Source organism: Maridesulfovibrio sp., assembly GCF_963678865.1.
Classification (GTDB): Bacteria; Desulfobacterota; Desulfovibrionia; order Desulfovibrionales; family Desulfovibrionaceae; genus Maridesulfovibrio.
Window position 1 is genome coordinate 2007885 of the sequence record NZ_OY787459.1, and the last position, 14721, is coordinate 2022605.

14 protein-coding genes are annotated in these 14721 nt (G+C 48.8%); all 14 read left to right on the top strand.

Going from position 1 to position 14721, the window contains the following annotated elements:
- Positions 1 to 12: 12 nt before the first annotated feature.
- Positions 13 to 2328 carry a PAS domain S-box protein gene (locus ACKU41_RS09265; RefSeq protein ID WP_321405142.1) on the top strand — a complete coding sequence of 772 codons (2316 nt, stop codon included), beginning with the start codon at positions 13 to 15 and terminating at the stop codon, positions 2326 to 2328.
- Between the two features lie 114 nt (positions 2329 to 2442).
- Complete coding sequence (locus ACKU41_RS09270; RefSeq protein WP_321405143.1) at positions 2443 to 3927, top strand: diguanylate cyclase; 1485 nt, start codon at positions 2443 to 2445, stop codon at positions 3925 to 3927.
- Positions 3928 to 3963: 36 nt separating this feature from the next.
- Positions 3964 to 4167, top strand: a complete 204-nt coding sequence (locus ACKU41_RS09275; protein WP_319776876.1) for a hypothetical protein — start codon at positions 3964 to 3966, stop codon at positions 4165 to 4167.
- A 189-nt stretch (positions 4168 to 4356) separates the two neighbouring features.
- The gene (gene fabG / locus ACKU41_RS09280; RefSeq protein ID WP_321405144.1) at positions 4357 to 5079 is read left to right on the top strand and encodes a 3-oxoacyl-ACP reductase FabG; all 723 of its coding nucleotides are present in this window, start codon (positions 4357 to 4359) and stop codon (positions 5077 to 5079) included.
- Positions 5080 to 5106: 27 nt separating this feature from the next.
- Entirely contained in the window at positions 5107 to 6312 is a 1206-nt protein-coding gene (locus ACKU41_RS09285; protein ID WP_321405256.1) for a beta-ketoacyl-[acyl-carrier-protein] synthase family protein, read from the top strand.
- The gene (locus ACKU41_RS09290; RefSeq protein ID WP_321405145.1) at positions 6312 to 7808 is read left to right on the top strand and encodes an NAD(P)/FAD-dependent oxidoreductase; all 1497 of its coding nucleotides are present in this window, start codon (positions 6312 to 6314) and stop codon (positions 7806 to 7808) included. Before ACKU41_RS09285 ends, ACKU41_RS09290 begins: the two co-directional genes overlap by 1 nt.
- A complete protein-coding gene (locus ACKU41_RS09295; RefSeq protein WP_321405146.1) occupies positions 7790 to 9019 on the top strand; it encodes a beta-ketoacyl-[acyl-carrier-protein] synthase family protein in 1230 nt (409 codons plus the stop codon). Before ACKU41_RS09290 ends, ACKU41_RS09295 begins: the two co-directional genes overlap by 19 nt.
- A complete protein-coding gene (locus tag ACKU41_RS09300) occupies positions 9016 to 9270 on the top strand; it encodes an acyl carrier protein (protein WP_319776884.1) in 255 nt (84 codons plus the stop codon). The genes ACKU41_RS09295 and ACKU41_RS09300 overlap by 4 nt, the downstream gene beginning before the upstream one ends.
- A 180-nt stretch (positions 9271 to 9450) precedes the next feature.
- The gene (locus ACKU41_RS09305) at positions 9451 to 10053 is read left to right on the top strand and encodes a lysophospholipid acyltransferase family protein (protein WP_321405147.1); all 603 of its coding nucleotides are present in this window, start codon (positions 9451 to 9453) and stop codon (positions 10051 to 10053) included.
- Between the two features lie 43 nt (positions 10054 to 10096).
- The gene (locus ACKU41_RS09310) at positions 10097 to 10492 is read left to right on the top strand and encodes a hypothetical protein (protein WP_319776887.1); all 396 of its coding nucleotides are present in this window, start codon (positions 10097 to 10099) and stop codon (positions 10490 to 10492) included.
- Positions 10493 to 10677: 185 nt separating this feature from the next.
- Positions 10678 to 11175 carry a 3-hydroxylacyl-ACP dehydratase gene (locus tag ACKU41_RS09315; protein ID WP_321405148.1) on the top strand — a complete coding sequence of 166 codons (498 nt, stop codon included), beginning with the start codon at positions 10678 to 10680 and terminating at the stop codon, positions 11173 to 11175.
- Positions 11163 to 11795 (top strand): outer membrane lipoprotein carrier protein LolA, encoded by a 633-nt coding sequence (locus ACKU41_RS09320; RefSeq protein WP_319776891.1) that lies wholly within the window; start codon positions 11163 to 11165, stop codon positions 11793 to 11795. Before ACKU41_RS09315 ends, ACKU41_RS09320 begins: the two co-directional genes overlap by 13 nt.
- Positions 11796 to 11797: 2 nt before the next feature.
- Positions 11798 to 14188 carry an MMPL family transporter gene (locus tag ACKU41_RS09325; RefSeq protein ID WP_321405149.1) on the top strand — a complete coding sequence of 797 codons (2391 nt, stop codon included), beginning with the start codon at positions 11798 to 11800 and terminating at the stop codon, positions 14186 to 14188.
- Positions 14181 to 14720: a hypothetical protein gene (locus ACKU41_RS09330; protein ID WP_321405150.1), complete on the top strand. Its 540-nt coding sequence runs from the start codon at positions 14181 to 14183 to the stop codon at positions 14718 to 14720. Before ACKU41_RS09325 ends, ACKU41_RS09330 begins: the two co-directional genes overlap by 8 nt.
- The last annotated feature ends 1 nt before the right edge of the window (position 14721 follow it).

The following is a 14721-nucleotide window of genomic DNA, read 5'->3' on the forward strand; positions in this document are numbered from 1 at the left end:
GTCGGAGAACAGATGAAAGCCGTAAGACACCAAAAATCAAAAAAAAATCTTTACGACAGTGAGAAACGCAATCGCAGGCTTTCAGATGCGACTTTTGAGTCCATTTTAATTTCCGAGGATGGCATCTGCCTTGATCAGAACAAAACTGCGGAACATATGTTCGGCTATACATTAGAAGAAGCAATAGGAAAGTCAGACACAGAATGGGTCATCCCGGAAGACCGTGAAAAGGTTATCAAAAAGATTAGCGCCAACATTGAAAAGGCATACGAAGTAACCGCGCTTCGCAAAGACGGAACAACTTTTCCATGCGAGATACAGGAAAAAATAATTATTGAGGATGACAGAGAACTTCACATAACCGCCCTGCGGGACATCAGCCAACGTAAGGCAATAGAAAAACAGATGCGGGACAGTGAGCAGCGCCACCGGCTTATTTTTGAGCACTCACCTCATGCAATGATCCGCTTTGATAACACAGGAACCATTATCGACTGTAACCAGAAATTTGTGAAGCTCATGGGGTCCGATAAGAAAAAGCTCATCGGCTTCAATTCGATCAAGCATAGCACCCGCAAAATGCGTGCCGCCGTAAAAAAGGCGGTGGAAGGTGAAACCTCCGTATATCAAGACATATATACTTCTGTAACAGGCAATAAGACTAGTTATATCCGCGCCATATTCAACCCGGTAAACAAAGGCAACCCAACTGAAGTGATAGCTTCACTGGAGGACATTACCGACCACAGAAAAATGGAAGTGGAATTGGCAAGGACAGAATCCCGTTTCAAGACCATTGCCGAAAATTCCAAAGACCTTATCTACCGCTTTTCCATACCGGACAAAAAATTTGAATATGTAAGCCCGGCCTGCCTTGAAATTACCGGATATCCTCCAGGAACATTCTATAACAATTCACAATTTTTCTTTGATCTGATTCATCCTGACTTTGCGGACTTTATTCACCAGCAATGGCTTGATATGGCCTGCGGTAAAATGTCCCCCATTGTGGAGTACCGGATAATTGACCGCTATGGCCGAAGCAAATGGCTGCAGCAAAGCAATGTCCCCTTTTATGAAGATGGGTCCCCCTCCAAGGTGGAAGGTATTGTCCGAGATGTGACAGAACTTAAGGATGCTTTGAACAAAGTCGAAGAAGAAAAGACTCGGGCCGAGGCCGCCAGCAGAACCAAATCAGAATTTCTGGCTAATATGAGCCATGAAATACGCACTCCGCTCAATGGCATCATGGGCATGCTGCAACTCATTGGTATAGAATCCACTTCAGCCAAACAGGGCGAATATGTCAACGCGGCAATGCAGGCCTCCAAAAGACTGAACAATGTTCTGTCCGATATTCTCGATCTGGCCCAGGTTGAAGCGGGGAAACTGACCCTCAACTACAAAGAATTCAACCCTGAGGAAGAGATAAGGCATGTCTTTGAACTTTTCGAAATTACTTCCCGTCATTCAGGAGTAGAACTCATGCTCAGACTTGCTCCGGACCTCCCCCGGACCGTTATCGGGGACCCGGCACGCCTGCAGCAGATCCTGACCAATCTGGTAGGTAACGCACTCAAGTTCACCCATAAGGGGCATGTCTGCATTGATGCAACGGTACTACCGCATTATAAATCTAAGCAATACGAGCTGCTCTTCACAGTGGAAGATACCGGAGTAGGAATTCCGAAAGAGAAAATGCACAAGCTGTTTCAGTCCTTTTCTCAGGTCAGCCATGGCAGCACCCGCCAATATCAGGGAGCCGGACTGGGGTTATCCATTTGCAAAAAGCTGACCGAACTGATGAACGGCAGCATTTCTGTCGAAAGCACGGCAGGCGAAGGAACCTGCTTCAATGTTTCAATTCCGTTTAACATCCCTCAACACGAAACTCTGCTTCCTGAAACAAAAGAAAACTCCCCGAAAGCCAAGTCCTCTTACTCGGACTACCGAATCCTTGTGGCTGAAGACGAAAAGGTCAACAGGCTTTATATCAAACTATTTCTTGAACAACTCGGGTTCAATGTGGAAACAGTCACAGACGGGCAGCAGGTACTCGACAAATTACTCTATGAAGACTTCAACCTGGTACTTATGGATATCAATATGCCTGTTATGAACGGTACGGAATCGACTCAGGCTATCAGGATGGGTGAGGCGGGGGCACATAACAAGCGTATCCCCATCATTGCTATTACCGCTTTCGCCATGAAAGGGGACCGGGAACAATTTCTGCAAAAAGGTATGGACGATTATATTGCCAAACCTGTAGAAGAAAACGAACTTCGCAAGATAATCCTGAAAACACTGCAGCTTAGCTCGGTATAACAAGCACACCCACCATAATACCCAGCGAATGTCATATCATTTAATCTCGAATTCTTCTCAACAAGCATACATACGACAACCTTAACAACCTGTCTGAATAACATATGGATTTTTATGGGGATCAAAACGGGGAATTTTAAAAATATCGGCAGCTCCTACGAAGAGGGATCAAATGCCGCAGTACTTTCGGCAATTGCCCGAAGTGCCGAAGAGCTGACCACAGGAAAAGGATGGCCCGACGGGGTGAACGACCTGCTTGAGGCCCTCGGCCGGGCTACAGGTGTGAGTAGGGTCTGGATCTTCCAGACCATTGAAGTCACAGACACGCACATAACTCAGAATTACACCTTTGAATGGGCTTCGGCCCCGCGCTACAAACAGCTGGGCATGCCCATGTTCAGCATGTTCACTAACAAGATAAACCGCCCGGAATACCGGGAAACTGTCTGGAGCAGACAACGCGGGGAATGGCAGAAGATGGTCACCAACCGGATCGAACCGGGCTGGCTGAGGGATACCCTTGAAGTACAGAAAATAAAATCCATGCTTACAATTTCCATCATGGTGGAAGATCAGTGGTGGGGAACTCTGGGCTTTGACGACTGTGAACGAGCCTACGACTGGTCGGATGAAGAAATAGCCCTGCTCAAAACTGCCGGATACCTTATTTCAAATGCAGTGCTGCGCGACAGACTCAGCGCTAAACGCAGGCAGTTCAGCATTCTCAAACAATTGACAGACAGCAGCGTCTGGGAATTCGACTTCAAAACCGGACAGATATGGTGCTCACCGGAGCTTCTCTATTCCGTTCCGGTCCCAACGGACAACATCCGCTTTTCGCTGCATAAGGCTCTGCACCTGATCCACCCGGATGACCGCCGTCCCCTGCTTGCCGCTGCCCGGCAATACCTGCAAGGCAACCGGAAAAATGTTTTCCGCTTTGACATGCGTTTATTTACAGATTGCGGTGACCTGCGCTGGGTGGAACTTATCGGGAACCTGCGTAGCGGAGAGGACGGCAAACCTGAACAGCTGGCCGGAATCCTTATAGACATCCGCAAGCGCAAACGAGAAGAACAGCGCCTGCGGGAAGAAGCTGTCACAGATCCATTAACAGGGGTGACCAACCGTCGACTGTTTGAGCACCGCCTGCAGGAATATATTGATTTTTCCGTAAGCGAACGGACGCCTTTCTCCCTGCTTTTCTTTGATATCGACCACTTTAAAAAACTGAATGACACATACGGGCACCCCACCGGAGACAAAGGGCTCTGCCATCTGACTAAAGTGCTGGAAGACCAACTGCGCGGCGACGACCTGTTGGCCCGCCTGGGAGGAGATGAATTCGCTTTAATCCTTCCTAAAACCGATCAGCGTACAGCCACAGCCATCGGGGAGAGATTGATCAGAACGGTAGAATCATCACCTTTTGAACATGATGGAAAAACCCACTGGCTGACTATCAGTATCGGGCTTGCTGTCAGCAACGGAAAGCTGACCACCCCCGCCCGGATAATTGAAACTGCCGATGCTGCCCTGTACGAAGCCAAACAAAGGGGACGTAACAGGCTGGCAGTGCTCTCCGGCTGTGACCTGTGATACAAATTGACTTTTTCCAAAAGACCGGATTAGTAAATGACAACAGAAAAACATGCTGGAGGAGATATGATCACCAGAATTGCCGCTGCACTGATCATTGCAGCACTCATGATTTCGTCCCTTGGCTGTGCCAAAATTGGAAAGGCCACAGGACAGGCAGTCAAGGAAGTCAAGGAAATGCCCGGAGAGTTCAAAAAGGGCTATGACGATGGTAGAAATTCCCAAGAAGACAACATATAAAATTAACTCCTAATCCATTAGCAAATTACAAAGACTGGTGAGACTGAGCCGTCTTCAGGGCGAAAAACAATATTCAAACGATGAATAGGCATTCATGCGGTTCAATATTGTTTGCAGCCAGTTGCAGACCGTTTTCTCTCAGCACTCTGAAGGGGGCTTTGAGCCCCTTTTTGCATTAGGCTGATTACAATGTCACAAATTGCTTTAATCACCGGCGCCAGCAAAGGTATCGGCGCAGCCATCGCCCTGCAACTGGCTGAAGACGGCTACAACATCTGGCTCAATTACCGCAGTGATGACGCAGGCGCGGAAAAAACTGCTGCTGCAATCAGGGAAAAAGGGCGGGAATGCACCCTGCTTAAATTTGACGTTACCAATGAAGAAGAGGTGGAAAAGGTTCTTTCCCCGCTGCTTCAGAAGGAAGTTCCCTATATAGTGGTCAACAATGCAGGCTTCGCGCGCGACTCCATCATGATGATGATGTCCTCCGAAGATTGGAACAAAGTTCTTCAGGTCCATCTGGGCGGTTTTTTCAATGTGACCAAGCCTGTAGTTTCACGCATGTTGCGCAAACGGACCGGACGAATCATTAATATCGCTTCCACCTCTGGCGAAACAGGCGTTGCAGGACAGACAAACTACTCCGCCGCCAAAGCCGGACTCATCGGAGCGACCCGATCGCTGGCCGTGGAGGTTGCCAAACGCAACATTCTGGTCAATGCCGTTACCCCCGGATTCATTGAAACGGACATGGTGGCAGAACTGCCCGTGGATCAGATCAAAAACCAAATTCCACTGAAAAGGCTGGGCAGCCCGCAGGAAGTCGCCGGAGTGGTTTCTTTTCTCTGCTCGGACAAAGCCTCCTATATCACCGGCCAGACCATTGCTGTTAACGGCGGAATCCACACCTAATATTACGGAGATCATTCCTTGTATAAAGTGGCCATTACCGGAATCGGAGCTGTTTCAGTTCTTGGATCTGACTTAGAATCCATTGCCGATGCACTTCGAAATGGATATTCGGGCATTGAAGTTGACGAAGAACGGGTCAAACTTGGATTCGACAGTCCGCTGACCGGGACCATCAAAGACTTCAATCCCAAAAAGTGGCTCTCCCGCAAGCAACGAAAAACCATGCCCGACTTCGCGGTACAGGCATACGCAGCCGCAAAGCAGGCTCTGGATCAGTCCGGGCTGGCAGAAGAAAATCTTCAGAACGATGAAAGCGGACTTATTTTCGGTTGTGACTCCAGTTGCATTGCCGCCCTTGATCAGGTGCAGTTGCTCAAAGAAAGGGGCGAAACTTCGCTCATCGGCAGCGGCGCTGTTTTCCGATCCATGACCTCTTGCGTAACCATGAACCTGAATACGCTTTTCCAGACCCGAGGTGCGGCCTGGACCATAAGTTCAGCCTGCTCCAGTGGAGGGCATGCCGTAGGGCAGGCCTTCAATCTCATCGCTTCCGGGCAGCAGGAGAGAATAATCTGCGGAGGAGCGCAGGAACTCAACTGGCAGTCCATGTGCAGTTTTGACGGATTGGGAGCCTTCTCCTCCCGTACAGCCACTCCCGCTCAAGCCAGCCGCCCCTTTGATAAGGACCGCGACGGACTGGTTCCCAGCGGAGGTGCAGCAGCCATCATGCTGGAGCGTTACGATATCGCTGAAAAACGCGGAGCCAAAATTCTGGGTACGGTCAGCGGCTATGGTTTTTCCTCAGACGGGGAACATATTTCAGTTCCCGGCAGGGAAGGTCTGGCAAGGGCCGGAGCCAAGGCACTCAAACAGGCCGGACTGACCCCGGCGGACATAGACTACATCTGCGCCCACGCCACATCCACCCCGGCCGGAGACATGGCAGAAGCAGCCAACATCAAAACCCTGTTCGATGAAAATTCACCGCGCATTTCCTCCACTAAATCCATGACCGGACATGAATTGTGGATGTCCGGGGCAAGTCAGGTAGTCTATACCACAATTATGAACCGTAACGGGTTCACCGCTCCGAATATCAATTTCACGGCTGGGGACGATGATACTGCCGGACTGAACATCCTCACAGAAACCGACAGCCAGCCTCCGCGAAAAGCCCTGCTCAATTCCGCTGGCTTCGGCGGAACCAACTCCTGCCTTATCCTTGAATTCTGATGACTGAATACGATCAAATTGTTGTGGGCGGGGGAATTTCCGGCATGACCTCGGCCCTGCTGCTGGCAAAACAGGGACATAAAGTCGCGCTGGTGGAAGCCTTTTCCCAGCCCGGCCCAACAGTGCGTGGCTTCAGCCGGAAAGGAATACATTTCGAAACCGGAATCCACCTTATCGGAGGACTGGGGGACGGCGATCCTCTCGATATTTATTTCAAACATCTGGGTATCGGTCCTGATCTGGTCAAAATCCCTTTTAATCAGGATGGCTGCGACTGCTTCCGTTTTGAAAAACAGGGGAAACAAATCTGCCTGCCGCACGGGTATGAACGGGTCCGCCAAGTCCTGCACCGGAACTTCCCTGCAGAAAAGAGTGCCATTGACAAGTATCTGGATCGAATCAGGACTATTTTTGATTCTTCATCATTTCTTAATTTCGAGCTGGATTTCAGTCTGGAATCAGCAGTCCATGACGAAAATGAATCCCTAAGCAACTACCTTGATTCCATAACTGACAATCAGGAACTGAAAGCCCTGCTATGCTGCCACACCCTGCTCTACGGCACCCCGCCGGAACAGGCTCCGCTCACTACCCACGCCCTTGTTTCCGGGTCATACTTCCGCTCCTCGCACACCATTGAAGGCGGCGGTAAAGCCTTGGCCGATGCGTACCGGAAACAGCTCGAAAAACACGGGGTGGATATTTTATGCGGAAAAAAAGCGACTCGCATCAGGTATGATGACAATAAAAATTTCAAGAGTTTGAGGCTGGATAACGGCCCCGAACTGCACGGCAGAATCTGCATCTGGAGCGCGCACCCTGCAGCCATGCTGCTCGCAGTGGAAGACGGCGCTTTTCGTCCGGTCTACAAACGCAGGATTAATGAATTACAAGAAACCGTGTCTGCACTGATCCTTTTCGGGATTGCTGAAAATCCCGTGGAAGAACTTCAAGGGAAAAACATCTACCTCTGGCCGGAAACAGATTACAATAAAGTCCTTTCCGGGAAGACCGGGATGAAGGACAACGCTATTTTCCTTTCCGCTGGACAAACCCTTGGCCGTGGCGGCAGGCAGAGCATTACCGCCATCATGCCTTACGGTTTAGAAAATTTCAGTAAATGGCAGGACTCCGCTTTAAACGGCAGACCACAGGATTATCTTGATTTCAAATCCAAACTGATGGCCGAATTTACAGAGCAGGTCTTTACCCGCTGCCCGGAATTGAACGGACAGGTACAATTTATTGATGCGGCAACCCCGCTGACCCTGCGCGACTATTGCCACTCCCCATACGGAAGTATGTATGGAGCGGCGCATACCGTTTCGCAATACAACCCGCTACCGGCAACTAAAATCAAAGGATTGCTGCTGGCCGGACAATCCATAATTGCGCCCGGAGTCATGGGGGCGGTGATTTCCGCTTATCTGACCTGCGGTTTCATCTGCGGGCACGAAAAAATCAACAAGGAACTCAGATGCATTTACAACGCGTAGTCATCACCGGAATGGGGGCTGTTTCTCCGCTGGGCAACAGGGTGGAGGATCTTTGGAAAGGTCTGCTTGCAGGAAACTCCGGCATAACCCGTATGGAAGAGCTTGACGCGATAAAAGGATTACGCCCGCGCATTGCCGGCCGGGTTAAGGAAGTAAATGCCAAGGCAATACCCCGCAAAGCCCGCCGAACCATGTCCAACTTGTCGATATTTGCTTCCCTTGCCGCACTCGAGGCAATTGAACAGGCTGGAATAGACCAAGATACGCTGACAGGGGGAAGGACCGGACTTTCCGTAGGATCGACTACCGGGAGCTCACAGGCCCTCGAACAGTTCTTCAAACTGTACCTGCCTGAAAATTCCCTTGAAGCCATCCGCAGCACAGAATTTTTCAAAATAATGAACCACAGCGCAGCAGCCAACCTTGCCCAGTTTCTGGGTATCAGCGGACGGGTTATCGCCGCTTCCGCAGCCTGCTCCACCGGGTGCCAGAACATCGGACTGGCAGCGGAAGCTATTGCCACAGGCAGGCAGGATCTCATGCTCTGCGGCGGTACGGATGAACTGCATCCACTGACCGTGGGAACATTCGACATCATCGAAGCAGCCTCAATCGCCGAAATAGAGGACCCCGCCAGCGCATCCCGGCCATTTGACGCTAAACGGGACGGCATTGTCTGCTCCGAAGGAGCAGGCATACTGCTGCTCGAGAGCTATGAACATGCTACGGCTCGCGGAGCTGAAATTCTTGCTGAAATAAGCGGTTTTTCTTCCCTGTGCGACAGCAGCAACATGGCTTCCCCCAGTGCTCAGGCTATCAACCTCTGCATGGCTGAAGCCTTAAAGGAAGCCGGTATCAACGCGAAGGATATAGACTATGTAAACGCCCATGCCACCGGAACCCTGCAGGGGGATGCTTCCGAAGCACAGGCCATAGCAGAACTGCTCGGCGATACCGCCCCGGTAAGCAGCCTGAAAGGACATCTGGGCCATACCATGGCTGCCAGCGGCGCAATCGAAACAATAGCAACAGTACGCATGATGCAGGAAAACACAATAATTCCCACTGCAAACCTGAATATTCCTGCAGAGGAATGCTCGGCAATCAACAACACCTTGCATTTGCTGGAAAGACCAATTACATATGCGCTGAAAAATAATTTCGCCCTTGGCGGTATAAATACATCGCTTGTTTTAAGGAGAATACAATGACCGATGAAGAAATAATCAAACGCATAAATTCCGCTTTAGCCGAGGAATTCGAACTGGAGTTGGATGAAATGGTCCCAGAAGCGGTATTTAAGGACGACCTTGACCTCGACAGCCTTGACGCTGTGGATATGGTTATAGTCCTTGAACAGGAATTCGGGATCAAAATCAAAAAAGACGAAGCATTCAAAGCCATCCGAACCCTCGGTGATTTGCATTCTTTCATTTTGGCTAAAAAAGACGAAGCCGCTTAGACTGTTGATAAAGCCGCCTTCATTCCCACAATGTCCGCATTTCTCAAACTCATCCTAATTAACGCCGGGATATATCTCAGCATTATTTTATGGACCTTGATCGCGAGTGCAATATCCCCGTTCTGCTATCTGATCTTTACCCGCATTCTTAAATGTGAAAAGCCGGAATCCCTGCGAAAAATGATCTGGTATTTCGGATGGATCAGTTCAAAACTGATGTCCATTTTTGTGGACATCAAATGGCCTGAACAGCGGAAAATGCCAGAGCAGTGCATCATTGTGGCCAACCATGAATCCTTTTTCGACCCCTATCTGGTTTCCTTTCAGCCGCAGCGCAACATCTGCATGGCCGTGCGCAACTGGCCCTTTAAAATTCCATTTTACGGATTTTACATGAAGCTTGCGGGTTATATAAATGTTGAAACAGACGATCTGGAAACAATCACCAGACAAGCTGAAAAAGCGGTAAAGCAGAAGGCTTCTCTTATGTTCTTTCCCGAAGGAACCAGAAGCGTAGACGGCACCCTGAACCGTTTTCACTCCGGGCCCTTCCATATTGCCATACAGACCGGCCTTCCCATCGTTCCGCTCTGTCTTACAGGCAGTTTTTGCATGCTCCCACGAGGGCATATGCTCATCCACCCGTCAAAAGTACGGGGCATGATTCTCGACCCGATTTACCCTCAACAATTCAAAACCAAACCAAATGCGCATATTGAATTGCGCCGAGCGGTTAAAACAACTATGGTCTCATGCATTAGGAAAATGCATCAGGAAGCGTAACAGCTATTTTTCAACTCCCACTATCAAGATGAGGAAATTAAAGATGAAAAATCTCCGTATTGTTGCTTTTGTACTGATTGTCTGCGCACTTTTTCTCGGCGGATGCAGAACAGCTCCCATTCAGAACATTGAAATGGCCCCGATAGTAGCCGCCAACCAGCAGGCCCGTTCCATGGAAAGTGTTAAAAATGCCATTATCAAAGGCGGATACAGCCTCGGCTGGCAGATGAGTGATGTCGCACCCGGACATCTCGTGGGCACACTGAATATCCGTTCTCATCAGGCCGTGGTAGACATCACCTACACCCCTGAAACATACAGCATCAATTACAAGGACAGCACCAACCTGAAACACAAGGGAAATACCATCCACAGCAATTACAATGCCTGGGTCAAAAATCTCGCCGGTGCTATCAACCGAGAACTGGGTCAGATCTAAAAGACAAAGACTTCAAGAAGACTTAACAAACCCTGATCGCTGTTTTTTGCAGCCCCTTTTAGCGGGCTGCAAAAAAACAGCTTTACTGAACGACCTCCTTCCGCCGGATACCCTGACAAAAACGTCTCCACGGACCTAAGAGCCGTCGTCTGTCGCCATAATTTTCTGAAATTCAGGATACTTTCATGAACCTCCCCATGCAGGCTGAAAAACTGCTGCCCCATCGAGGACAGATGCTGCTCATCGACAGTGTTCTCACTGCCGAAGACGAAACCGGAACAGTGCTGGCCGATCTTTCCACGCAGGGCATATCCAAAGGACCGGACGGCAACCTGCTGCCACCGTTTTACATTGAACTGGTAGCGCAGGCTTACGCCGCCATATGCGGTTACCGCCTTAAATCCACCGGGAAATCCATTCCTGAAGGATATCTGGTAGGGGTACAAAAATTCCAGATCATCCCCCAACCGTCTAATAAAAAATGGAACAGCAACGAACTGCTGATCAGTGTACAGACATTAGGGGACTTTGACGGTTTTGCCGTAGTTGAAGGAACTGTCAGCCGCGAAGGAATCACACTGGCAGAAGGAAGGATCAAGCTCTTCGTACCGCAGGATGAATCCATTGCAGAACTGGCAGCGCGGACCAAATCCGGGGAAAACGTATCTTCATGGCAGCTGTAAGAAAAACAATCTTGATCGCACTTCTGATGCTTCTGCTGTCAGCGGGAAGTGTTCTGGCGGATAAACAAGCTGAATTCTTAAAGGATCTGCAAACCAGCTCACAATCAATATCTTCCATCAGCAGTGAGTTCAGCCAGCAGAGCCATATAGCCCTTTTTGCAGACAATGTTGAATCAAAAGGAAAATTTTACTTTACTCGCCCGGATAACCTGCGTTGGGAGTACAGTGCTCCTTTTGTCTCCGGTTTCCTGCTCAAAGGACAGCAAGGATTAAAATGGGACGGGACAGCCAAGGAACCGACAGAATTCAGCACAGAAACATCGCCGGAAATGGCAGTTATCACCGAGCAGATTCTGGCATGGACAACCATGAATATTCCATGGCTGCAGTCGCTGTACAACATCAAGGTTACAAATTTCAGCCCGGCAGTTATGGAACTGACCCCAAAATCAAGTAAGGCCAGACAATTCCTAAACCTGATCCGCATCTTTTTTTCTCCGCAAGCCACCCACCTTGAGAGCATTGAACTTCATGAACCGGGCGGAGATTACACGAAAATAACTTTTTCAAACGTACAGTTAAACCAGAAAATACCGCAGGATATATTCCTCAAAGAGTAAAAATGTTTTCCCGCAAGACGCATAATCACGCTGCAGCAGACAGGAAAACACAAAGAAAAGGCGCACTTTTTTTACTGCTTTTCACATTCGTCTGCGCCATTCCCTTGCTTTCGGTTTCATTTTCCGAAGACATATCGGGTATGCTGCCCACCGGAGAAAAAAATGAAATCAGCCGAGACTTCAAGCTGCTTCAAAAATCTCCCCTTGCCGGAAAAGTACTTATTTCCATCTCAAGTGAATCCCTTGGCGAGCTGAAACTAGTGGACGTTGCAGAAAGCATAGCCGGCAGAATGAACTCTCCGTTACTTTCCGTCGAAGACAATTCCACCATTCAGCCCCAAGCTGTCATTAATTTTTTGCTCCGGCAGGCACCCAACCTGACCACCGGAAAAGATCTTGAAAAACTGCAGGGACTCACCTCAACGGAATCGATAAATAAAAATTTAATAAACGCCAAGAAGCTGCTAATTTCCCCGGCAGGAATGGGTATGCGGACCATCATCGCCGCTGACCCGCTTAATTTACGTTCAGTTTACCTGCATAAAATAAGTTCACTCCAAAACCTGCCCCGCCTGAAAATCAGCTCCGGGCAATATTTTATTGCGGGAAAAAACGCACTCCTGATAGTCGGCGAATCCAATATACCCATGACTGATTCCAAGAACGGCTATAAACTTCTGGACCGTTTTCAGGAAATCAAACAGGAAGCTCTAGCCGAAAACAATCTCACTGGAGCAGACCTAAACATCGAAATAATGAGCGGGCATTGCTACAGCGTTGCAAACAGTTCGGTCATTAAACGGGATATTCTGACTGTATCAATCATTTCCATTTGTGCACTTGGGCTGCTCTTTTTTATGGCATTTCGCAACAGGGGGGCTTTAAGCATCTTCCTTGCGCCGGGAGTTGCCATCATGACCGGTCTGGGGGTCTGCGCCTTTATCTACAAGGATATGTCTGCAATTGTCATCGGCTTCGGGGCAGTTCTTATGGGTATTTCCATCGACTTTGCGGTGCATACATATTTTGCGCTGGCGGAAAATCCGAATGATGAACAAAGAGCGCTACGCGATGTAAGCAGGCCGGTTCTTTATGGGGCCGCAACCTCATGTGCATCCTTTACCGCCCTATATATCTCAGGCATTCCTGGCATCAGACAGCTCTCTGTTTTTTCCGTATCCGGAATAATCGCAGCCTGTTTTTACGCCCTGCTATTTGTCCCCCGGTTCTGCAATTCTTTTCCCGCCGGAGAAAAAAGACAGCTCGTTTTTCAGGCAAAAGGGAACCCCAAAATCATACTCGGAGCTGCTTTTATACTGCTCGCAGGATCATCAGTTGCAGCATTAACCAATAATTTTGATACAGAACTTAAAAACCTCGGTTATATTTCCAAAGAAATTTCAAAAACTGAAAGAATTTTTCAAGAAAAATGGAACCAGATGCGTTCCCGTTCCATGCTCTTTGCTTACGGGAAAACTATGGACGAAGCCCTGAAGAATAACGAGAAAGCATGGGCCGACATCAACAAAAATCTTGGAGATGTAAAAGCTGTCAGCATTGCACCGGTATTGCCGTCCGCCATTACTGCACAAAAAAACATCACCAACTGGTCCCGTTTCTGGCAAAAAAGAAAAGCAAAAACTGAAGAGCAGATTTCCAAGGAAGCCAAAAGTCTCGGGTTTGCTACACATGCTTTCAGCCCGGCAATGAATCGCATTTCAGAACTTCCCCCGGCCTTGAGCGTCAAATCTTTTCGTGCCAGTCCTCTGGCTCCCCTTGCGAAAATGTTTATCCCTGCAGCAGGCAGTAATGGCGAAAAACAAATTATCACTCTGCTACCGGATAACAAAAGAATCATGAATTACTACACTCCCCGGAAAGAAAAAGAACTCGGGGTGCGTCTTGTTTCCCAGTCACGCTTCAAAGCCACGCTGGAAAAAGAAATGGAGCGGGACATTCTCAGATTCATCACCTGCTCAGGCCTTCTGGTAGCCGCACTTATTTTTATACTTTTCCGTGATTTACGGCGAGCATTACTGGCTGTTTTTCCTGCTGTATTCGGGGTGGCGGTGACCTTCGGACTATTGGGAATAATGCAGATTCCGCTGAATATTTTTCACATCGTGGCCTTACCCCTTGTCATAGGACTCGGAGCGGACTACGGAATCTTCATGGTTTTTCAGGAAATAAGAATGCCCTCACTATGGACTGTCAAAGCGGTCAAAATTTCAGGCCTGACCACGCTGGCAGGTTTCGGAGTCCTTGTTTTCGCCAGACATCCCTCGCTCCATTCTTTGGGGACTACTGTGTGTATAGGGATAACAGCGGCCCTGTGCTGTGCGGTTATAGTTTTGCCGCATCTGCTGCGTCTGGAAGGAGACGGACATGCATAGTAACTCAAAAACTTCTTTTCAAAAGTCCCTGCTGTTCCTGCTGGTTATATTGATGCTGTCCGGTTGTTCCTCACTCAATAAGGTCAACAATATACAGCATAAAAAATCTTCCACCTACCTGCTGCAGCATTCTGGAGTGCTCTCCATTGCGGATAAAAGGATGCCCCTGCACGGCATGCTGCAACTTATACCCGAGCAGCGAAAAGCACAGGTGGTCATGATGAACGAGATGGGCATGAAGCTGCTGGTAGCTGAAATTATTGCCGACGATAAAGGCGGTTATGAATCTAAAAAAATTTTCGAATCACCGTTTTTGCGCTTGATTCCGCATTTTTATAATGAATCCATGAGCTGCATTTATGAAATGTTCCTCGCTCCGCAATCAGCAACTTCCGGTGCAATAAACATCGTTACCGAGGGCAGCAGGCAAATCGCCGACCGCAAATTTGCCGCCCATACCATCATTACTGATCCTCAGGGTAATTATACCCTTGAACTGTTCCTTAATTCCGGATCACAAAAGGACTTTTAGC